Source organism: Bacillus sp. PK6-16, assembly GCF_056530295.1.
On record NZ_CP096511.1, the window covers coordinates 4,516,263 to 4,538,403 of the forward strand.

The 22,141-nt window shown below is 35.2% G+C and carries 27 protein-coding genes; 12 read left to right on the forward strand and 15 right to left on the reverse strand.

Features of this window, described 5'->3' with window-relative positions; translation table 11 throughout:
• Nucleotides 1-15: 15 nt before the first annotated feature.
• Nucleotides 16-1,011, reverse strand: a complete 996-nt coding sequence (locus tag M1D66_RS23190; protein WP_049108232.1) for a YhdH/YhfP family quinone oxidoreductase — start codon at nucleotides 1,009-1,011, stop codon at nucleotides 16-18.
• A gap of 314 nt (nucleotides 1,012-1,325) precedes the next feature.
• Between M1D66_RS23190 and M1D66_RS23195 the strand changes: the two genes are divergently transcribed.
• On the forward strand, nucleotides 1,326-2,525 hold the full coding sequence (locus tag M1D66_RS23195) for an LCP family protein (protein ID WP_000437390.1): 1,200 nt from the start codon (nucleotides 1,326-1,328) through the stop codon (nucleotides 2,523-2,525).
• Between the two features lie 148 nt (nucleotides 2,526-2,673).
• Complete coding sequence (locus M1D66_RS23200) at nucleotides 2,674-3,114, forward strand: hypothetical protein (RefSeq protein WP_000642362.1); 441 nt, start codon at nucleotides 2,674-2,676, stop codon at nucleotides 3,112-3,114.
• A 32-nt stretch (nucleotides 3,115-3,146) separates the two neighbouring features.
• Here the strand turns inward: M1D66_RS23200 and M1D66_RS23205 are convergent, their stop codons facing one another.
• From M1D66_RS23205 to M1D66_RS23255, 11 genes are all read right to left on the reverse strand, one after another.
• Entirely contained in the window at nucleotides 3,147-3,911 is a 765-nt protein-coding gene (locus M1D66_RS23205; RefSeq protein WP_000017249.1) for a sulfite exporter TauE/SafE family protein, read from the reverse strand.
• A 32-nt stretch (nucleotides 3,912-3,943) separates the two neighbouring features.
• A complete protein-coding gene (locus M1D66_RS23210) occupies nucleotides 3,944-4,423 on the reverse strand; it encodes a DsrE/DsrF/DrsH-like family protein (RefSeq protein ID WP_000437741.1) in 480 nt (159 codons plus the stop codon).
• 60 nt (nucleotides 4,424-4,483) lie between these two features.
• Nucleotides 4,484-4,780, reverse strand: a complete 297-nt coding sequence (locus M1D66_RS23215; RefSeq protein ID WP_000661810.1) for a rhodanese-like domain-containing protein — start codon at nucleotides 4,778-4,780, stop codon at nucleotides 4,484-4,486.
• Between the two features lie 14 nt (nucleotides 4,781-4,794).
• Nucleotides 4,795-5,154: a rhodanese-like domain-containing protein gene (locus M1D66_RS23220; protein WP_001092318.1), complete on the reverse strand. Its 360-nt coding sequence runs from the start codon at nucleotides 5,152-5,154 to the stop codon at nucleotides 4,795-4,797.
• A gap of 38 nt (nucleotides 5,155-5,192) precedes the next feature.
• Nucleotides 5,193-5,423: a sulfurtransferase TusA family protein gene (locus tag M1D66_RS23225; protein ID WP_242554859.1), complete on the reverse strand. Its 231-nt coding sequence runs from the start codon at nucleotides 5,421-5,423 to the stop codon at nucleotides 5,193-5,195.
• A gap of 27 nt (nucleotides 5,424-5,450) precedes the next feature.
• Nucleotides 5,451-6,581 carry an MBL fold metallo-hydrolase gene (locus tag M1D66_RS23230; protein ID WP_001101332.1) on the reverse strand — a complete coding sequence of 377 codons (1,131 nt, stop codon included), beginning with the start codon at nucleotides 6,579-6,581 and terminating at the stop codon, nucleotides 5,451-5,453.
• Nucleotides 6,582-6,619: 38 nt separating this feature from the next.
• A complete protein-coding gene (locus M1D66_RS23235; protein WP_242554860.1) occupies nucleotides 6,620-7,180 on the reverse strand; it encodes a sulfurtransferase TusA family protein in 561 nt (186 codons plus the stop codon).
• An 88-nt stretch (nucleotides 7,181-7,268) separates the two neighbouring features.
• The gene (locus M1D66_RS23240; protein WP_000456206.1) at nucleotides 7,269-7,532 is read right to left on the reverse strand and encodes a metal-sensitive transcriptional regulator; all 264 of its coding nucleotides are present in this window, start codon (nucleotides 7,530-7,532) and stop codon (nucleotides 7,269-7,271) included.
• Between the two features lie 184 nt (nucleotides 7,533-7,716).
• Nucleotides 7,717-9,381, reverse strand: a complete 1,665-nt coding sequence (cdr, locus tag M1D66_RS23245) for a CoA-disulfide reductase (RefSeq protein ID WP_000488695.1) — start codon at nucleotides 9,379-9,381, stop codon at nucleotides 7,717-7,719.
• Between the two features lie 197 nt (nucleotides 9,382-9,578).
• Nucleotides 9,579-10,163 carry a DUF3238 domain-containing protein gene (locus M1D66_RS23250; protein ID WP_000182103.1) on the reverse strand — a complete coding sequence of 195 codons (585 nt, stop codon included), beginning with the start codon at nucleotides 10,161-10,163 and terminating at the stop codon, nucleotides 9,579-9,581.
• A 135-nt stretch (nucleotides 10,164-10,298) separates the two neighbouring features.
• Nucleotides 10,299-10,883 (reverse strand): DUF3238 domain-containing protein, encoded by a 585-nt coding sequence (locus tag M1D66_RS23255; RefSeq protein WP_000247264.1) that lies wholly within the window; start codon nucleotides 10,881-10,883, stop codon nucleotides 10,299-10,301.
• Between the two features lie 144 nt (nucleotides 10,884-11,027).
• Here M1D66_RS23255 and M1D66_RS23260 point away from each other — a divergent pair, with 144 nt between their 5' ends.
• Nucleotides 11,028-11,498: a MarR family winged helix-turn-helix transcriptional regulator gene (locus tag M1D66_RS23260; RefSeq protein WP_065224725.1), complete on the forward strand. Its 471-nt coding sequence runs from the start codon at nucleotides 11,028-11,030 to the stop codon at nucleotides 11,496-11,498.
• 108 nt (nucleotides 11,499-11,606) lie between these two features.
• Here the strand turns inward: M1D66_RS23260 and M1D66_RS23265 are convergent, their stop codons facing one another.
• The 3 genes from M1D66_RS23265 to M1D66_RS23275 all read right to left on the reverse strand — a co-directional run bounded on the left by M1D66_RS23265 (nucleotide 11,607) and on the right by M1D66_RS23275 (nucleotide 15,070).
• Complete coding sequence (locus tag M1D66_RS23265) at nucleotides 11,607-12,869, reverse strand: neutral/alkaline non-lysosomal ceramidase N-terminal domain-containing protein (protein WP_242554861.1); 1,263 nt, start codon at nucleotides 12,867-12,869, stop codon at nucleotides 11,607-11,609.
• A gap of 107 nt (nucleotides 12,870-12,976) precedes the next feature.
• Complete coding sequence (gene spoVR / locus M1D66_RS23270; RefSeq protein WP_001202693.1) at nucleotides 12,977-14,395, reverse strand: stage V sporulation protein SpoVR; 1,419 nt, start codon at nucleotides 14,393-14,395, stop codon at nucleotides 12,977-12,979.
• Between the two features lie 114 nt (nucleotides 14,396-14,509).
• The gene (locus M1D66_RS23275; protein ID WP_000214821.1) at nucleotides 14,510-15,070 is read right to left on the reverse strand and encodes a nitroreductase family protein; all 561 of its coding nucleotides are present in this window, start codon (nucleotides 15,068-15,070) and stop codon (nucleotides 14,510-14,512) included.
• A 238-nt stretch (nucleotides 15,071-15,308) separates the two neighbouring features.
• On the opposite strand from M1D66_RS23275, the gene M1D66_RS23280 reads away from it, so the two are divergent.
• From M1D66_RS23280 to M1D66_RS23320, 9 genes are all read left to right on the forward strand, one after another.
• Complete coding sequence (locus M1D66_RS23280; protein ID WP_000276964.1) at nucleotides 15,309-15,905, forward strand: hypothetical protein; 597 nt, start codon at nucleotides 15,309-15,311, stop codon at nucleotides 15,903-15,905.
• A 125-nt stretch (nucleotides 15,906-16,030) separates the two neighbouring features.
• Nucleotides 16,031-17,548 (forward strand): spore germination protein, encoded by a 1,518-nt coding sequence (locus tag M1D66_RS23285; protein WP_000467496.1) that lies wholly within the window; start codon nucleotides 16,031-16,033, stop codon nucleotides 17,546-17,548.
• On the forward strand, nucleotides 17,545-18,630 hold the full coding sequence (locus M1D66_RS23290) for a Ger(x)C family spore germination protein (protein WP_000722252.1): 1,086 nt from the start codon (nucleotides 17,545-17,547) through the stop codon (nucleotides 18,628-18,630). Before M1D66_RS23285 ends, M1D66_RS23290 begins: the two co-directional genes overlap by 4 nt.
• 16 nt (nucleotides 18,631-18,646) lie before the next feature.
• Nucleotides 18,647-19,756 (forward strand): GerAB/ArcD/ProY family transporter, encoded by a 1,110-nt coding sequence (locus M1D66_RS23295; protein WP_001095034.1) that lies wholly within the window; start codon nucleotides 18,647-18,649, stop codon nucleotides 19,754-19,756.
• Between the two features lie 45 nt (nucleotides 19,757-19,801).
• A complete protein-coding gene (locus M1D66_RS23300; protein ID WP_000761026.1) occupies nucleotides 19,802-20,314 on the forward strand; it encodes a PCYCGC domain-containing protein in 513 nt (170 codons plus the stop codon).
• Between the two features lie 120 nt (nucleotides 20,315-20,434).
• Entirely contained in the window at nucleotides 20,435-20,683 is a 249-nt protein-coding gene (locus M1D66_RS23305) for a YhdB family protein (RefSeq protein ID WP_001195459.1), read from the forward strand.
• Between the two features lie 165 nt (nucleotides 20,684-20,848).
• Complete coding sequence (locus tag M1D66_RS23310) at nucleotides 20,849-21,268, forward strand: disulfide formation protein C (protein WP_000532263.1); 420 nt, start codon at nucleotides 20,849-20,851, stop codon at nucleotides 21,266-21,268.
• Nucleotides 21,269-21,280: 12 nt separating this feature from the next.
• Entirely contained in the window at nucleotides 21,281-21,736 is a 456-nt protein-coding gene (locus M1D66_RS23315; RefSeq protein ID WP_242554862.1) for a thioredoxin family protein, read from the forward strand.
• A 72-nt stretch (nucleotides 21,737-21,808) separates the two neighbouring features.
• The gene (locus M1D66_RS23320; protein ID WP_001115482.1) at nucleotides 21,809-22,024 is read left to right on the forward strand and encodes a DUF1540 domain-containing protein; all 216 of its coding nucleotides are present in this window, start codon (nucleotides 21,809-21,811) and stop codon (nucleotides 22,022-22,024) included.
• Nucleotides 22,025-22,141: the final 117 nt, after the last annotated feature.

Here is a 22,141-nt window from a genome sequence, read left to right on the forward strand (position 1 = left end):
GCGTCTCTTTTTTCATTATATTTTAACAACTGTTCTTCCTTTTAACTTTCCTTGCAATATAAGTGCAAACTTCTTCTCTAATTCTTCTAATATACATTCTTCTGTATAAGATAGTAACTCTTTATTTCCCCATTCTTTCGCTAAAAGCGTCCAAACATCTCTTCTCACATCTACTGGGCATTGCACGGAATCTATCCCTAAAAGGCTTATACCTCGTAAAATAAACGGATATACCGTTGTTTGTAGTTCCTGGCCTGCCACATTACCGCATGTCGTTACACAACCACCATACTTTACTGTTTTTAAAGCTGTTTCTAGCATATGTCCACCTACAGTATCGATAACTCCCGCGTATATCCCTTTTAACATCGGTCTTCCTGATTCATCATTCAATTCCGCGCGATGAATCACCTTTTTCGCTCCTAGACGTAGTAGCATATCTTCCTCTTCCATTTTTCCTGTCGCTCCTACTACGTTAAACCCTAGCTTACTTAATATACTAACAGCTACACTCCCTACGCCGCCTGTAGCACCCGTTACTAAAACATCTCCCATACTAGGCTTGACTCCTGCTCCAATAAGCTTATATACCGACAAAGCCGCAGTAAAACCTGCTGTCCCATACATCATACTTTCCTTTAATGACATTCCTTCCGGTAAAGGCACGACCCAAGATGATGGCACGCGAATATATTCTCCGAAACCACCAGAGGTATTCATACCTAAGTCATATCCCGTTACAATAACTTGATCTCCTGCTTTAATGGTAGCATCTTCACTACTCACAACCACTCCTGCAGCATCAATTCCTGGCGTATGAGGATATGTTCTCGTAACCCCCTTATTACCAGTAGCTGAAAGAGCATCTTTATAATTTAATGAAGAATAATGAACTTGTATGAATACGTCTCCCTCAGGTAAACTACTTACTTCTCTCTCAACAACTTTTCTTACAAACTGATGATTTTCCGTTTCGTTCACAACGATTGCTCGGAATGATGTATGATTCATTATGCTCTCTCCTTTATCCGTCAAATTCTTCTTTATTATATAGAAGAAATAAGTAAGCTTACTCATTTCTTCTTGGCTATATTTCAACAAATCTTACTTCTCTATCACTTTCTCACAATACATATTTTCATTTCTACTAAAACAACTTATACTTATTCTACATCTAAAAAAGATAATATAGAAAATCTGACTTTTTATAAATATATTGAATTTTTACGAAATGTAAATGTTTTGTAATGTTTTTTTTCGCTAAATTTCATTATAATAAGTGGATATGAGTGTCGTATTTCAATCCAAATGAAGGAGTACAGGAAATGGAGCAAAACCCATCTTTGCAAGAAAATACACGCAATAAACCGAAAAAAAATAAGAAAAAAATAAAAATTATTATAAGCGCTATACTATTCGTTTTATTAATAGGCGGCGGTTATACTTGGTTTTTAGTAAATAAAGCATCTTCTGCTGTTCGAAATGCCGCACACGATTTAGCACGCGGTGATAAATCTGATTTACGTGATAAGGCTGTAAAACCTATTACAAACAATGTCTCTGTTTTAATAATGGGTGTTGATGAAAGCGATGTCCGTGGAAAAGAATATGGTGAAGCTATAAGAACAGACGCGCTTTTACTTGCAACATTTAATAAAGATAGCAAAACTGTTAAACTATTAAGTATCCCACGTGACACATATACTTATATTCCAATAGAAAAGAAAAAAGATAAAATTACACACGCTCATGCATTCGGTTCTGCTAAAAACGGAAAAAATGGTGGACCACAAGCAAGCATTGATGCAGTTGAAAAATTAATGAATGTTCCTGTCGATTATTTTGTAAAATTCAACTTTAAATCATTTATAAAAATCGTCGATGACTTGGGCGGTGTTGAAGTTGATGTACCAGTTGAATTTACTGAGCAAGATAGCAATGATAATGCTGAGGCTATTCACCTAGAAAAAGGTGTTCAAAAGCTAAATGGCGAAGAAGCTCTTGCTCTTGCTAGAACAAGACACATCGATAGTGATGCAATGCGTGGACAACGTCAACAACTCGTTATCGAGGCTATTTTAAAGAAACTAACAAGTGTTGGTTCTGTAACAAAAGTTGGCAACATCATTGATGATATTAACGGCCAATTCGTTACAAACTTAACATTTGATGATATGCTTTCATTCTATAAATATGGATCGGATTCGGAAATTGAGAAATTACAAATCCAAGGTGATGATTGCTATATGGCAAAAGGTGACGATACTTGTAGCAAATCTGCTGGTGGTGGTCGAACTTACTACTACAATCCAGATAAAAAAGAATTAGCTAATGTTACAAATGAACTTCGTACTCATCTTGGACTACCTGCATATACAAAGTTTGACTCAGACTCTGATTCGAAAAAGACAAAAGAATCTAAGTCTGAAAATTCAAGTGAACGCGAATCAAGTAACAATGAAGTGAAAAATAAGAACAAGAATAGCAGTGAAGATACAGAAACATCGTCTAACGACAATGAATAGTAAAGAAGCCGTACTCTATGGAGGTAGAGTACGGCTTCTTTTTATTTCTTCAGAATTAAAAATCAGAACTTTCTAACTATCTTTTTTAATATTTTTAAATTATAATAAATAGTAGCAATCTATTCCAATTATCAGGGGGCTCATACATATGAAAGCTGCAGTAAAACATAACATCTCAGATTTTAAAGACTACTTAAAATCCAACGATATATACATGGAAGAAAATATAGATGAAAATGATGGCTCTGTTCATTTTTCAGTAGGATTAGAGACTGAAGCTGGCGCAAAAATTCAACTTATCGCTGCTTTCCAAAACGAACATCCTACGGTGGATATATACTGCTTCAATGTTGCTCACGTACCTGATGCAACATCAACAAATGATATTTTACATGTCATCAATGAATTAAATACATCTTATCGCTTTGCAAAATTCACATTAAATAAGCAAAATGCAATTGATATTTCAACATCTCTTGCATTCTCAGAACCAAACTTTAATCCAGCACTTGTCTTTGAACATACGAGAATGCTATATAAATTAGCGAATGACGAATATAAAAACTTAATGAAAGTTATTTGGGCATAAATAAAAGGATGGGCTGCAAGCAGCCCATCCTTTTATTTCGATATCATATCAATCCACATCTTAATAGCAGTGCCGACAATTAAAATCGATAACATATATTGTAGTACTTTTTGATTTATCCTCTTCCCGACTCGCGCTCCAAGTGGCGCAGCAAATATACTTGCAACCGCAATAATTAGAGCTGGAATGATAACTACTTGTCCAGTAATCACTTTTCCAGTCGTAATCCCTACTGAGGAAATAAACGTAATAGCGATAGATGTCGCTATCGTCATGCGCAATGGTAATTTTAAAATAACTAGCATAATAGGAACTAAAAGAAACGCACCTCCAGCTCCAATAATGCCCGAAACACCTCCTACAATAAACGCTAACACACTTGCTAACCATTTATTATACTTAACTGCTCCACTATTATTTTTCTTCGGTACAAACATCATCATAGCTGCAATGGTCGCCAATACTGTATAAACAACATTTACAGCGTGTTCATCTAATAGATTTGCACTAAAACTTCCTATAAAACTTCCTATTAATATACTAGCTCCCATATACACAACTAACATTTTATTCATATCAGTACTTTTCCGATATGCCCAGGCACCTGCAAAAGTTGCAAAGAATACTTGTACCGCTGTAATACCGCTCACTTCATGTGACGTATAGCCAGTAAATCCTAACAATACCGGAATATATAAGATCATCGGATAATTAATAATTGCACCGCCAATTCCAACCATTCCTGATATAAACGATCCTATAAACCCAATTATAAAAAGTAATAATACTCCACTCACCTTACATCCCCCTCCTTCTAAAAAGAAGGTGATTAAATGAATAAGTTTACATTCCCATCCGAAGCATCTGCTAAATATGCCCCTACACCTGCAAACTCTACGCCTTCCATAATCTCTTCCTCTTTTAACCCTAATAAATCTACTGTCATTTGACAAGCTACAAGTTTAATCCCCTGTTCTTTTGCCAAATCAATTAAATCTGGCAAAGGCATTGCATTATGTTTTTTCATAATGCCTTTAATCATCTTTGGTCCCATACCAGCAAAATTCATTTTGGATAACCCCATCTTATCAGCACCGCGTGGCATCATTTTTCCAAATACTTTTTCTATAAATGTTTTCTTTACATTCACATGTTCATCTTTCCTTAAAGCATTTAATCCCCAGAAAGTATGAAAAATAGTAACCTCTTGATCATACGCCGCTGCACCATTTGCAATAATATAAGCAGCCATTGCTTTATCGTAATCTCCGCTAAATAAAACGATTGTTGTTTTCTTCTGTTGTTCCATATTGTTCTCCCTCCAATTACCTATAGGGGTATTTTTTCATTTATAAAAAATTGTTTCTCCCTATTCTACTTTTCCTTCCCAAGCTAACATACCACCTACCACATTGATTACTTGAAAACCGTAACTTTCTAAAAATTGAACAGCTCTTGCACTTCTCCCGCCTGAACGACAAACGATAATATATTCCTGATTTTTATTTAATTCATGCATACGAAACTCTAATAGTCCTAGTGGAATATTACATGCTTCTGGAATTTTCCCTTCAGCTACTTCTTCTACTTCACGTACATCCACAATATTTACCGCTTCTTTACGCAACAATTTTTCTTCTAATTCTTTTGTAGTCATTTCTTTCATTTTACATTTCCTCCTCACAAACCATTCATACCACCTGAAACGTTTATTACTTGCTGAAACCCTAGTTTTTTCAATACCTTTGCTGCTTGCTTACTTCTCATTCCACTTTGGCAAATAACGATTACTTCCTTATTCTTATCTAATTGATTCGCCTTACTTGCTAGATCATTTAGGGGGATATTTTGAAAGCCTTTCATATGATTCCCTCTATATTCACCTACTGTACGGACATCAATAAAATACTTCCCCTTTTTCCCCACTATACTTTTCAATTCTTTGCCATTTATATTTTGAACACCTTTCACTGGTAAAAATCGTGAAATAACAAACCATGCAGCAAGTACAATGAAAAGTGTACTTAATATTGTGTTCATATAACCAACCTCTCTATATTTACAAAACTATTGCTTCACTACGCCTTCATAATCCAAAACTTCAGCACATCGCCTTCTTCTTCAAGCTTTACGATGTCATGGCCACATTTATTTGCCCACGCTGGAATATCCTTAACTGACCCTTTATCCGTTACATGTATTTCTAACACTTCTCCAGTTTGTAGAGCATCCATTGCTCTCTTTGTTCTTACAATCGGCATTGGACATGCTAAACTTTTCGCATCTAACACTTGTTTTATATTCATCATCAATTCCTCCATTTTTTATTTATTTCATTATTCGTGCACTGCACAACGATTTGGACCAATCTCCATTTCACGCTCTTTATCCACACTTGGGTGAATTTTACCCATATTGGTTTGACGAATTTCTTCATATGCATTTGGCTGAGGTGGTAAGTTTTCTGTTACAACTTTACGGAACTCTCCCTCATCCTCAATATTTAATCCTGCATTATGCTCAAATAAATCTTTTAATTTTGCACTAACAATACCACTTTCGTTCATTTCACTTATTTTTGAATAATGAGCCGGTAACACAACTAAATTTTGAGATAGCTCTTTATATCGGCTATACAAAGTATTACGTAAATCACTTACCCAATCTTCAGCCTTACCAGCAAGATCAGGACGCCCAATTGAATCTACAAATAAAATATCGCCTGATAATAAATAAGAATCATCTACAATGAATGACGTACTTCCAATCGTATGCCCTGGTGAGTATAATGCGTCAATTACAATTTTAGTACCCCCCACCGTAATAACAGATCCTTCAACAAGCGGTTCGTATGAGAAAACAACTTCCTCTGCATCTTTTGGTGGTAACCAATACGTACCACCTACCTTTTCCGCTAACTTACGTCCTCCGGAAATATGGTCTGCATGTAAATGTGTATCCATTACATTCGTAATCGTAACGCCATGCTCTTTCGCAAATTCTTCATATGCCTCGGCTGTTCTTACTGCATCAATAACTGCTGCTTCACCATTTGAAACGACCATATAAGATAAACAGCCTTTTCCAAGGCGGTTAAACTGATACATACTTCCACCATTTTTTAAATCTCCAACTTTTATAGGCTTTACATATTCACTCCAAGCCTTCATGCCACCAGCTAAATAATAAATATTTTCTAATCCAGCCTCTGTTAATTGCTCTGCCACAAATATAGAAGACCCTTCTTTTGCACATACTACTAAAACATCTTTATCTTTAGGTAATTCACTTACAATATGATCTACACCATCTAACAAGTCAAAGTAAGGTCTATTAATAGAAGAAACTTGTTTCCCTTCAATTTTCCAATCTTCATAATCCGCCTCATTACGAACATCTAAAATGAATAACTCTCCGAATAAAACTTTCTCTGCAACATCTTTTGCTTGTAACGGTTTAACATTCATCTTATTACCCCCATAGGTATATTTTTATTCAAAAAAATTTATTTCTCTATATTCCCTTGCCACTCTAACATGCCTGGAATGACATTTTTCACATTTGCATAACCTTTCTCTTTCAACATGTGGCAAGCTACATCACTACGGTTACCAGTTCGACAAACAACATAAATTTGCTTCGTCTCATCTAACACTGCACTGTCTAACTCTCCTAACGGCATCGAAATGGCCGATGGAATATGACCAAAAGCGAATTCCGCTGCTTCTCGAACATCTAATACAATACACTCTTCCTCACTTAATAATATCTCTTCCAACTCTGCATTCGTAATTGTATGAGGATACTTTGCTACTTCATTCACTTCATGCTCATGCGCTTTCCTAATGTAATGCATCAAAACATCGCCCTCTTGTTTCGTCCCGATATATTGATGCCCTACTTTATTTGCCCAGCTTTGTATATCTACCGTAGATCCTTTATCTGTTGCCTTAATTTCAATCACTTGTCCTGATGCCAATCCTTCTATCGCCTTCTTCGTTTTCACAATCGGCATCGGACAAGCTAACCCTTTACAATCTAAACTCATATTCACTTTTATACTCATAGTCGATTCCTCCATAATTTATATACACATACCTGTAGGGGTATGTTAAAATGTTTTTGAAAATCTGTCAATACTTACGTTTGACAGATTATCGGCTTTTTACAAGTAATTGAACAGCTTCTTTAATTAACTCTTCATTTGAACCATTACCACTTTCAAACTGTTCACGCAAACATTGCTCTAAATTCGTTCCAACAACGAGCCCAATTGTACGATCAAGGGCAGAACGAGATGCCGTTAACTGTGTAATAACTTCTCGGCAATCCTTTCCTTCTTCCATCATACGAAGCACACCACGAACTTGACCTTCAATACGTTTCAATCTATTTTTCATATCTTGATTATATTCCATCCTATAATCACCTCATTACCATTATGTCACTATTTATAACCTATGACAATATATTATACCCTATAGGGTATTTTGTAAACCCCTATTTTAAATTTTCACCTTATATGTTCGCAAAACAAAAAATAAAACCTTAATCTATAAGTTTTTATCTTCCACTAAATCTTGAAGTAGAAGATGAAAAATATCAATATACAACACGTTCTGGCAGTACTGTCCCATACAATTTAAAACCACCATCTACATTCTTTACCTTATATCCTTTTTCCATTAACATGCGCGCTGCAACATACCCTCTCATACCAAGTTGACAAGTGATATATATTTCTTTGTCCATTGGCACTTCATCCAATCGATCACGTAATTCATCTAACGGAATATTAATAGAGCCTTTAATCATTCCTTGTTTTAGTTCATTGGGCTCCCGAACATCTATAAGATATCCACCATTGTCAACAATACGATCTATTTCATGCCATTGTACCGTTTCCACAAAACCATCTACTATATTACTTGCGGCATACCCCACCATGTTTACTGGATCTTTTGCAGAAGAATACGGCGGGGCATATGATAATTCTAAATCTGGTAAATCGATTACAGCTAAGTTTGCCTTCATTGCCGTCGCGATAACATCTATACGCTTATCTACCCCGTCACGCCCTAAAGCCTGTGTTCCGTAAATCTTTCCGCTATCTTTATTAAAAATTAATTTTATTAGCACTGGCGTAGCATTCGGATAGTATCCTGCATGAGAATTTGCCTGTACATGTACTACCTCATAGGGTATATTTAATCGTTTTAATATTTTCTCATTTACTCCAGTCGAAGCAACTGTTAAATCAAAAACTTTAGCCACAGAAGTTCCCATCGTACCTTTATATAAAGACTCCGTATGGCCATGAATAATATCTGCTAACATACGACCTTGACGATTAGCGGGCCACGCTAAAGGAATCATCGTTTCTGTTTCTGTAACAAAATCTTTCACTTCAATCGCATCACCAATTGCATATACATATGGGTCAGATGTTTGAAATTTCTCATTTACCTTTATCGTTCCTCTAACTCCTAATGATAATCCTGCATCTTTCGCTAAACTACTCTCTGGTTGTACACCAATTGCTAAAATAATCATATCTGTTTTTATAACTGAGCCACTTTTTAAACGTACAACAGTCCCATTCTCTTCTAACGCATCTACACCATCTTCAAAAACAAGCTCAACATTGTGCACCTTCATATGCTCATGTACATATGCCGCCATTTCGTAATCAATTGGTGGCATCACTTGATTTGCCATCTCTACAAGAGTAACCTCAATCCCGCGTTCTCTTAAATTCTCAACCATTTCCACTCCAATAAATCCTCCACCAATAACCGTCGCATAACGTGGTTTCTTCTCATCAATATACGCTTTTATACGATCAGTATCAGGTACATTTCGTAACGTAAACAACGCCTTCGCTTCTTCAATGCCCGGAATAGGTGGAACAATTGGTTTCGCCCCTGGTGAAAGAATCAAAACATCATATTCCTCGTTATATGTTTCATCTGTAGTTACATTCTTTATCGTAATTGTTTTCTCTTCTTTATTAATCTTTACAACTTCACTCAATACACGTATATCTAAATTAAAACGTTTTGACATCCTTTCAACAGTTTGTACTAATAACTTTTGTCTTTCTGTAATGACACCGCCAATATAATATGGCAATCCACAGTTTGCGAACGAAATGTATTCACCGCGTTCAACCATAATAATTTCATCTTCCTCACTTAAACGACGAAGCCTTGCAGCTACTGATGCCCCGCCAGCAACTCCGCCTACTACAACAATTTTTCTAAACATATTTCGAACCTCCATATTATTTAATTTTCTCATGCATCACACAGAAAAACCTATACCTGTATGGGTATATGATAGAGTATAAAAAATTTATTTTCAATCAATATGTCTTTCTTTCACAAATTTGAAACAAAAAAAGAACTTAGATATTTCCAAGTTCTTTACGAATGAAGCAATCCATCGTTCTATCGTCATACTTCCTATAATCTCTTTGTAAAACTATACTCCATGTTCCCGCCTAGGGCTGCCGCTGTATCACCAGTTTCTCTAAAATCATGTGTATATATTTTTTCAAATGAACCGAAATCTACTTGCTTATAAAATTCAAAACAAGGGAATCCATCATGCTCCCCTTGAATATCAATACTACCATCCTGTTTCACACATACATTTAATACATAATCCACAGGAGGTGCATATACATTTAATGGATTACTTGCACTCGCACTCATTTTGAATTGCACACCTTCAGAATTCCATGTGATATCAGTGCACACAATATTTTCTGTACTTGCTTTCCCTGTTCTTTTACTCACAGAACCATCTGGACTTGTAATCTTCTCGGTCGTAATACCCGTGTTCGCATATGAAAACACTTCTTCTTTATAGAAATCAACTACTACCTCTTGCTCAACTCTAGAGCGCATCGCATTTACCGCATACGGTGTGAATTCACGTGAATCACCTTCGAATTGAATTACTTTTCCTGTTTCCATATTCTTCTTAGCCTCAGTCCAAGACATTGGAATAAATACACTGGCTCTAATTTTCACGATATTAGTCATAAGAAACACCTCTATAATTTTATTTTAGATGCTGAATGCTTATTAAATAAAACAGACCATAATTTCAATCCTAAAACCAATAGATTTCTCTTTTACTTTTCTATTTCCTTCTAAAAAATAACGCTATATTTATGTTTAGACTTTCGTTTTAAAGCTATATTCCATCTCTCCAGCTAGTGCTGCTGGGGTATCATCCGTTTTTCTGAAATCATGTGTGTATATCAATTCAAACGAACCAAAATCTACTTGTTTATAAAATTCATAGCAAGGGAAACCATCATGTACACCTTCAATATTCACAGTACCACTTTCATTAGCTCGTATAGTCAAAAAATAATCAGCTGCAGGTGCTGCTGCGTTTAAAGGATTACTTGCACTTGCTCTCATTTCAAATGAAACTTCATCTTCACTCCATACAATATTTGTACATACAATGTTTTCTGTACTTGTTTCTCCCTTTTGATACTCAATTGAGCCATCTGAATTTGTAATCTTCACGGTGACGATACAAGCATCTGCATATGTGAAAATTTCTCTTTTATAAAAATCAATATTCACTTCTTGTTCTAACCTTGAACGCTTTGTGTTCACAGCTTGTGGTGTAAACTCACGTGCATCTCCAGCATATTCAAACACTCTTCCTGTTGCAGGGTCCTTAATAGGTTCCAGCGATGCATACGGTGCAAATACACTCCCTCTAATTTTCACGATATTAACCATGTGAAACCTCCATTGATTCTATATTATATAAATCATTATTTGTACTATACATAATATAGTCAATTTGATTGACTATATTATGTATAGTACAATAGGTATTACATATAGTCAACTTAATTGACTACAAGTACGGAGGTTATATATATGGATCAAACATTTAACGAGTTAGATCTTACATCGCTTTTATCATTATCATTTAGCACATTAATTACTGAGCTACATGACAAATTAAGTGAATTAGGATTTGAAGATATTAGGCCAGCACATGGTTTTATGTTCAAACGCATCCTTCCGAATGGGGCAACTGGTATAGAGCTAGCTGAGTATTTGGGGATTTCCAAACAAGCTGTAAGTAAAATGGTGGATTCTCTTGAGAGTAATGGCTACGTTACACGCAAAACACATCCTACTGATAAAAGAGGTAAAATCATCGTTTTAACCGAACGTGGTTTGTCAGTAATGAAAGCAAAAGAAGAAATAGTAGCTGAAATAGAACAGCGATGGATTGAAAACATAGGTACAGAACGAATGCAAATGCTAAAAGAAGATTTAACAACATTCGTTACTAAAGAAAATACAGAGAAATTATCATCAAATATACGACCTGTCTGGTAAACAAAAAACGAATCCATTTTGATTCATCTTCTTCAAAATGGATTCGTTTTCTACAGATGTATTAAAAATCATGAATTTCTTTAAATTTTATTCTACTGAATATATTTTTTACGCGTTATATAATTCCATAACTCTCTTCACAACCAACTCCGCAGTATTCTCCTCCGGTGGTATCAATAAATTCGTAACCGGTCCATACAGAACAGGGCTTAATTCCACTTCATACCCACCATATGAGAATTCTTCCTTCGTTGGTAAATAACCAATATATCCATTCGTATATCCACCAAAGAAAGCTAATTCATTTTGAAGATTCTCTTTCACTTCTAATGCCGTTTCAGAAAAAGGTTCCATCGGTAAACCTGAAAACATACCATCATTAACTTGAAACAACTGCACTTCTAAATCAATACTTAACCGCCGAATACCTTGCTCATATTTCTCTAAAACGATAGCAAGCCATTCATCCGTATTCACGCCCCACTGCTTCTCGGCTAATCGAGCCATACTTCGTATCTCATCAATTTCAGGAATATCCTTCAACTTCATTTGCATCGTACTTGAAACTGTCCTTAATTTTACAATTGGACTATATGTAACTGTTAGTAACATCGTTAATACATGTCCACTAAGTATGTAAGCCATTTGTTTTAACGCTTCACTTGAACCGCGATATTTCGCATTCACATTTCCAGCGGCACCTTGAACGATAATAACAGGGCAGTTCACTATCTGCTCTAAAATCTCTCTCGTCATTCCAGGATAATCCGCTGATAATTCATCACTATTTCCTTTTAAAACATTCGGATGCGCAGTACAAAATACTAAAATCCCAGATAACTCCTTCGTTTCAGCGTCTCTTATTGCTAACATACCAATTCGCTTATCTACAACACCATCTATATTTGTTCCCATCTTCGCTCTTCCATCAGATGTTCTCTCTCTTCGATTTACCCCAATATCACCTGTCGTAACACCCCAGCCAACTTCACATAGCTTCAAATTGTTATTCGCAGTAACAGCACCATGTACTACATTATTTACTAAAATCATTTTATACGACTGTACGAGCGGATTATCACCGACCGTTTCTGGACCAGAGTGGGTATGTGTATAAACAACTGTTATTTGCTCAAATGGAACATGAAGTTCTCTTGCTACTCGCTCACGAATCATATTCGTATCTTCTATTAACATTCCAATATTATCAATGCTTATAAACACAGTTTTCATTTCATCTTTTTCAAATACAAAAACCGTTCCATAAATACGTTCTTCAATATTATTTATTCCTGTCTCTCTATGGTATCCGACAAAATCAATACCTATAGGCGGCGTAATATCCACCTTACCTACCCCTACTTTGCCCATTTGAACCTCTCCATTTCTCTATGTAACTCCCTTTTTTCAAGAATAACATATTTAACTTAGTTCCAAATAAAAAGAACGGACACAGTATCCTATGTCCATTCTTCCCCTCACACATACTTCCGATGCACCATCTTCCCATCATAAGAAAACACAACGCCCTTACTCTCCACAATAGACTCCATATGCACCGTTCTTCCCCATAGCTGATGAAGATATGGTAATACCTTTTCTAAGTATTTTAAATCGAGCTCGATTCCTTCGTAACTATGTTTAATGTATAATTCTCCGTTCTTTAAGTAGTCTCCATCTTCTACTACTAAGTACGGGAACCCACCATTTGTCCGCATATTTACAAGTTGATCACGCACATTTTCCCATTCTTTATCTATTACTTTATATTCTTTTCCTTGGCGCTGGAATAAGTACATATCTTCTCGCATAACAAGATCTTTATTTAAGTAGTTTCTTAGGAACGATACGTCCCATTCAATTTCGCGTACTTCAAACATTTTGTCACGGCCAGATCCTGGTTTTACGCCTCGTCGCTTCATTTCTTCTGTTGGATTGTTGTACCGTTCTTCAATATCTTCAAAGATTTTAATACCTAGGTAGTATGGATTAATACTTGTTTTTGATGGCTGTACAACACCTGCATTTAATTTCGCAAATTCAATAGCTTCATCAGAGGTTAAGTCCATTTCACGAAGTATGCGTTGATGCCAGTAGGATGCCCAGCCTTCGTTCATGATTTTCGTTTCAAGCTGTGGCCAAAAATATAACATTTCTTCGCGCATCATCGTTAATATATCACGCTGCCAATCTTCTAACTCACGGCTATATTCTTCAATAAAGAGCAGTAAATCTTTCTCTGGTTGTGGTGGAATTTTCTTCTTTTTACGCACATTAGAACGTTCCTGCTTTTTATTGCGATTATCTAAATTCCATAAATCATCGTATTGCGACACCTTTTTCTTTTCTACTTCTTCATCTTCTAAATCATCAATACTCCATGCGAGCTTCGGACGCATAAGCGACGGATCAATATGCTCTTGAATGGCAAGTACGGCATCTAAAAATGTTTCTACCTCTGCCTTTCCGTACTTATGCTCATACGCTTTCACACGGTCCGCTGTTGCCGCCATACTCTCTACCATATCTCGCTTCGTATTTGAAAAACGAATATTATTTTTGAAGAAATCACAGTGTGCTAAAACGTGCGCTACAATTAATTTGTTTTGAATTAAAGAGTTCGTATCTAATAAAAAGGCGTAACATGGATCAGAGTTAATAACGAGTTCGTATATTTTACTAAGTCCTAAATCGTATTGTAATTTCATTCTGAAAAATTGTTTTCCAAAACTCCAATGTGAAAACCTTGTCGGCATCCCATATGCACCAAATGTATAAATAATTTCCGCTGGACATATTTCATAACGCATCGGATAAAAATCAAGCCCAAATCCAGTCGCAATTTCCGTAATTTCCGCAATCGCATATTGCAGTGCTTTATCGTCACTTGCTCTCATTATTTTCCCTCCTTACACTTTCCCTTAAGAAAGTGTATGATGAAGAACAAGCTTTCATGAGGATTGATTGCATAATAAAAAGACACCCCCGCAAAAACGAGAATGTCTCATCTATTAACCTTCAATAATCTCCATCTTCTCCGTAATCGGAGTACGAGCTTTTCCTTCTGGTGCTTTATCGAAATAGCCGATATGAAGAATTCCAACGATACGTTGGCCTCTTGTTAAACCGATTCCTTCTATAAATAATGGATTGTAGTTTAATCCGCCTGATTTCCAAACACAACCTAATCCACGTTCCCAAGCAAGAAGTTGGAAGTTTTGCATAAATGCACATGTTGCAGCGTAATCTTCGTCACGCTGAATTTGACGTGGATCTTCATTCATATATACAACGATTTGTGCAGGTGTGCTTAAAAAACGATCTGATAAAATTTTACCGCGTTTCGCTCTTTCTTCTTCTGTGAAAGAGTTTAATACTGCGTCTACTAATTTCTTGCGGCCTTCTCCGATGTATAGTTTACAATTCCATGGTTCACGGTGCTTATGATTAGGTGCCCATGTTGCGTCGTTTAATAGTTCAATTAATAAATCTTTTTCTACTGCTTTATCTGTAAATGTACGTACAGAACGTCTTTCTTTAATCACATTTGCGATGGAAGTATATGTAGTCATATTTATCTCTCCCTTATTTTTATCTATATGTATAAGTTTATCGTTAGTATTGATATTGATTTTCAATTTCGATTATACCTTAGTTTTTTACTATTAATCAATGTTTTATGTTGGAAAACTTCTAAAAACGTCATTTCATGCTGTGAATAAAAAAACTTAGCTTGTTCACAAGTATTTCACATTTTATGGAAATGATATGTGTACAGTTTTCTACATTATCCATCTAGGAGGAGTTTACATGTACAAAAAAATCGCTGTTTGTATGACTATGGCAGCATTATTATGCGGGATATCCACCTTCCCTATATCCGCTGCCACGCCAAAAGAAGTAACACTGCATCACCATAACCCAATTTCAGAAGAAGAAATGCAATCGCTAGAAAAACTCGGCTATAACAAACATGAAATTTGGAAAGCTGCTCATATTGCAAGAATTAGTAATAAAGAAATAAAAGATGTTTTAGCTTACTATAAGCAAAATAAATCTTGGGAGAAAACAGCCGAGCATTTCGGTATAGATCCAAGTAAGCTGAAAAAGCATCATATGAATAAAGAAACAAAGCAAGCACTGCTACAACAGTTAGCAACTATGCAAAAATCCACACCGGATCAGCTAAAGCAAAAAATGAAAGAATATAACATCAAATTGCGTCATCTTACTGTGTTAACAATCATCTCTCAAAAAAGCAATACTCCTCTTGATGATGTATTAAAGATGAAAAAAGATGGAATGGACATTAAACAAATTGCCGAAAAATTAAATGTAAAAAGAGAAGATATACGAGCGGAAATGATGAAATTAGTGAAGTCTATTAAAGAACAAAAAACAAATTAAAATGCTAAAAAGGAAGAGCCATTCACCACTCTTCCTTTTCTTTATGAACTTTCAATTTTTAAGTATAAATTCCCGTCTTTCCCAAAAACTAACACAAGTAAATGATATATGTTAGGGGTGAGAAAATGTTCGGTTTATCATCTAAAAAATCAAAAAAGACTAATACAAAAACACTTTGTTCTATCCCAGAATTTATACAAACCATGAAAGAATCAAGCGATTTTGTCTCTTATAACATACTTAAAGATGAAACGTTGTGCTTGTTTTATTATAAATCTGTCGTGGAAGCACTTATTATTAAACAATTCATTTTAACTCCTCTAAAAAAGGAATCGGACCAAATCCAAAACATCTCTGATTTATGTAATATCATCTCTATTGAAGACATTATTACCTCCCCTTCTATTGATGATATTCGTGAAAAATTATTAGGTGGATATATTTTAATACGCTTAAAAAACAATTCGAATCCTGATCAATATGCTTTAATTCGTGCCGAAAGTACTGTTTTAGGAAAACGATTATATAACGATACAGAAAATGAGTATAGCGTAATCGGACCTAAAATCGGTTTCGTTGAAAACCTTGATACAAATATCCACTTATTACGCCGAAATATCGTAACGGAGCAACTCATTTTTAAAGAAGTTACCGTCGGATCTATATCAAAAACGAAAGTAGCAGTTGCTTATATAGAAGGAATTACAAATGAACAATTTGTCAACACAGCAATTCAACGGCTAGAAGACATTGACTTTGATGTCCCATTTGATTCAACTATGATTGAGCAATTTATTAGTGATAATAGCAATTCACCTTTTCCTGTTCTATTACCTACAGAACGATTAGATCGAGCTGTATTTGCATTAATTAACGGGGAAGTTTTAATCTTAACAGATGGCTCTCCATATGCTTTATCAGGACCAACAACGTTACTGGATTTTTTCATTTCACCAGAAGATTATTATTTACCGTGGATGATTGGATCGTTCTTTCGTATTATTCGTTTTTTCGGAGCTATATTTTCTCTTTTTTCCTCCGCTATTTATACAGCGGCTTTAACATATCATTATCAAATGATCCCTGCCGATTTACTAGGTCCTATTATTTTCTCGAGAGCTAACGTACCTTTCCCTCCTATTCTAGAAGCACTCTTTTTAGAAATTACAATTGAATTGCTCCGTGAAGCTGGAGCGCGTTTACCGACAAAAGTCGGACAAACAATCGGGATTGTTGGGGGGATTGTAATTGGCCAAGCATCCGTGGAGGCAGCTTTGACAAGTACAATTTTATTAATTGCAGTTGCTTTATCCGCTCTTGCATCTTTCACAACACCAACAGTAAAGATGTCTTCTACTATCCGGTTGTTACGCTTTCCGCTTATTCTTTTAGCCGGTGCATTCGGAGGATTAGGCCTCGCTGTCGGATTTGTATTTATTTTAGCTCATTTAATTAAATTAAAATCGCTTGGATCACCTTATTTGTTACCTTTATATCCATTTCGTGGTTTAGGTACAGCAGAAGGTTTTCTTCGATTACCATTTAGTCAAACGGCACAAAGACCTTCTTTTCTTAGACCAAAATCAAAATGGCGCTACAATCCAAACAAATCGAAGCAAAAACGTGATGGTGAGAATGAATGAAGAAAATTTTATTGCACCTTATTATCATTATCTTCTTCATTTTACAAACTGGCTGTACACAAACGTATATAGTGGATACGCAGCGTATTATTCATGTCGCTGGATTTGACATCACTAAAAACAAAAGATTCCAAGGAACTATTCTCTTCCCAGAGTACACACATGGTGTAAAGTCTAAACCAGAAACTCAATCAACATCTGCCCGTTCACTTGAGACAATCGCTTCACGATTAAATGCAAAATCACCGCACAATGTCGTTGTAGGTCAAATGCGTGTCGTCCTATTTGGAAAGGCTCTAGGAGAACGCGGAATGGGAGAGATTATTACTAACTTACAACGTGACCCAAATATCGGGCGCGATGTACAACTAGCAATTGTAGATGGATCAGCTGAGGAACTTTTAAATTACGGAAAAAAAAATGGATCTTTATACATTGCTGATTTACTTGAACAAAATATCCGAAATGAGAACATTCCACAAACCGCATTAGACATTTTTTTATATAATTACTACTCTTCTGTATGTGATGCCTATGTCCCTTATCTTAAAATGGACGATAATCATTCCGTCGCTGTCAAAGGACTTGCTTTTTTAAAAGGCGATAAAGTCGTTATGTATACGGATAAAAGACATTCTGTTTTAGCAAAATTACTTATTAATCCTACGAAAAATGGACGTTACGAAGCAGCGATAACAAAGGATAAACATAAAGGTATGGTTGTTATACAAAACTTAGCTGGGGAAAATAAGTATGATATAGATCAAACTGGCGACATACCAAAAGTAAAAATCCATTTAAAATTAAATGGATTAATTAAAAACTCTCCAAATTGGATTGATCTAAGAAAAAAAACAAATATCAACTATATAAAAAAACAAATTGAACGAAATGTTGAAAAAGACTGTGAAGATTTAATAAAACAATTTCAAGAAAAGAAAATTGATCCTTTAGGAATACGAGATGAAATTAGAAGCCATACGAGAAAATGGAATATAAAACAAATTCGAAATATGTATCAAAATGTAGCGGTGGATATAAATTTAGATCTTAATATTGTACAATCTGGAATCGGGGAATAGTGAGGTGAAATGAGCAATGAATACAATGAATAAAACAAAAACTGTCTCTCCATATTTTGCATTTATTTTATTGCATTCTCTCCAAATCGGAATAGGAATTCTCGGATATCAACGTGTAATTTTGAAAAATGCAGGTTATGATGCTTGGATTTCTCTTATTATTGCAGGTATTGCAACTCATATTGTACTGTTTTGTATGTTAAAAATGCTTGAAAAAGACGGAGATTTAATTAGCATTCATACAACAACCTTTGGAAAATGGATTGGCTCTATATTTTCGGTAATTTTCACTCTCTATTGCTTATTATTTTGCCTTACTGTTCTTCGTACATATATGGAAGTAATACAAGTTTGGATCTTTCCTACCATTAAGTTATGGAAACTTACCCTAATGTTTTTATTGGTCACTTACTACATTATAAAAGGTGGCTTCCGTTCTGTGACAGGGATATGTTTTTGGGGTATTGTTCTTCCTATGTTCGTTGTATTCTTTTTAGTCTATCCGATGAAGTATGCACATTTCCGTAATATTTTACCTATTTTTACGCATTCCCCTTTCGACATACTTGTGTCAGCAAAACAATCTGCATTAGAATTTCTCGGATTTGAAACAATTCTTATCTTCTATCCCTTTATTGAAAAAGGAAAATCTTTAAAAAGATGGGCTCACGCAGGGATTGTTTTTAGCACTCTAATTTATGTAGTTTTAGCTATTGTATCATTTATGTATTATAGTGAAGGACAATTGAATCACACTATTTGGCCTACTTTAACGATGTTAAAAATAATTAAAGTTCCTTTTATTCAACGGTTCGAATATATTATTATTTTTGTTTGGTTTTTAATAATTTTGCCGAATCTTTGTTTAACTATTTGGTCATCATGTCAAACGATGAAGCGTTCCTTTCATATTTCATTTAAATTTACACTACCATTTTTTATTTTCATCGTTTTTACAGCTTCTTTATTTTTTAAAAATCGGGAAAGTATCAACGCATTAAATACTGTACTATCTCAAGCGGGATTGTATATTGTATACGCTTATATCCCAATTTTATTTCTAGTTCATTCGCTAAGATGGCGCTTCAAAAATCAGTCAAAAAAATCTTCAACCGATACACCTTAATCTCTGATACAATTTGATTAATACATTTGTAAAGGGGACAAGCGAATGAAAAAGTATGTATTTTCTTTACTTGCAGTACTAAGCTTAATTCTTGCTGGATGCGGAAGTACTGGTACAAATGACCAAAAATCTTCTGAATCAAAAAAAGAAGAACATGACCACGCATCGCACACTCAGCAAGCTGACATTCAAGAGAAAACAAAAGGAGTCGACACACTTCCGACCTTCCTAGATAAGCTTGATCCACAAATGAAAGATATCTACACCGTCGCTGGACAAAATGCAGAGCTATTAGATTGGATTCCATGCTATTGTGGTTGCGGCGAAAGTGTAGGACATAAAAATAATAAAAACTGCTTTATCCGTGAAATTAAAAAGAATGGTGAAGTTGTTTGGGATTCCCACGCAACGACTTGCGTCAATTGCCTAGAAATCGCAGTTGAATCTGCTTCCATGAAACAAAAAGGAAAATCAACGCTAGAAATTCGTAACTATATTGATAATAAATATAAAGAAGGCTATGGCAAACCAACACCTACGCCAATGCCAAAAGCTTAAAAAACGAGGAAACTCCTCGTTTTTTCTTTTCATTCACTTTTTTTCTTAACAAATTCTTTCAAGTGTATTTCCCCTTACTTATCACACACTATATATAACTCTCGGTAAGGAGGGTACACAGTGCAAACATATAACGACTATGATAAAGCTCTCTATTACACGTATTGCTGTAATTGGGATAAATTACTCGTTCTCATGGTTCAAACGAACGATCAATTATTTTCTAAGCGTATTGAGCATTTTTTACACGCTTATCAATACAGCAAGGAACTACCAGAAGTTGATAAACAATTGCAGCTCCTATTTCAATATATTGACCACGCATCCCAAAAGTCGCATGTAGAAGAAGTAGAACAAATTCAAATGTAAAATATAGCGCTATTCTCTTCCGGAGAATGGCGCTTTTTTAAAATGTTTATATCAATAAAAGTTTCTCCTTATAAAACTTTTATTGATAAACATATTTTTTCTTTCTTTTCCATACCACTTCATACTATAATTTAGTATGTAACTATTATAAGAGAGGTATAAAATATGGGACGAGAAAAAAAGCAAGAATATGCTTTACTTACCGCATGGGGAGCTTCTTTTATCGCTACACTAGGAAGTCTGTACTTTTCCGAAATCATGAAATTTGAGCCTTGTGTTCTTTGTTGGTATCAACGTATTTTTATGTATCCATTCGTTTTATGGCTTGGTATCGCTGTAGCAAAGAAAGATTATCGCATTGCAAGTTATTCTTTACCAATTGCAAGTATTGGTGCTTGTATTTCTTTATATCACTATGCAATTCAAAAAGTCGCAGCATTTTCAGCTGCTGGGGCAGCTTGTGGACGTGTACCATGTACGGGAGAATACATAAACTGGTTCGGCTTTGTGACAATCCCGTTTTTAGCACTTATCGGCTTTATTACAATCGCTGTTTGTAGCTTTATTGTCATCAAAAACAAATAAGGAGATGAAAGAATGAAAAAAATGCTTATATTTGGTGGTATTATTATCGCCTTGTTCGTGGCAATTTTCGCTGTAACACAAATGGAAGAAAAAAACGCTTCAACTAGCCAAAAAATTGATAATGCTACTGGTAGTCAAACAGATGGTCCTGACTACTACACAAATAAAATTTCTCTTTCAGATCTTCAAAAGAACTTAAAAGAGAAAAAAGAAGAAACAGTATACTTTTATCAAACATCTTGCGTTCATTGCCAAAAATTATCTCCTGTCGTAGTGCCAATGGCTAAAGACTTGAACGTTGATATGAAAGTTATGGATATTGAAAAATTAGATGCTCCTTGGGATGAATATAAAATTCAAGGTACACCAACAATCATTCATTTTAAAGATGGCAAAGAAGTGAGCCGTATTAGCGGTGAACAGCCGAAAGACAAATTAAAAGAATGGCTTGAACAAACGAAAAAGTAATTAGAAAAGGAAACTCCTTCTACACATGAAATGGGCGTAAAATCCCACACTAATGTATAAGGAGGGGGTTTTATGCCAGAAGTAAGATGTTCTGTTTCCAACTGTTCTTTTTGGGGACAAGGTAACTTTTGTCAAGCAAGTGCGATCATCGTTCAGCCTGATGCAGATGAAACTGGTCAAACTGAAAATGATTCATATACAGCTGCTGTTTTAACAAACGAGACGCTAGAAAGTTCTGTAGCAACGAGTGTAGAGACTTGTTGTCATACATTTAAGCCTAGATATTAACAATTATTCCACCTCATATACGTGAGGTGGTCTTTTCTTTCCCTCTTCTTGTTTACGTCATCTCTAATTCTCCCTATAATAAAGTTAACATTTTTATGAATACGAAGGTGAAATACT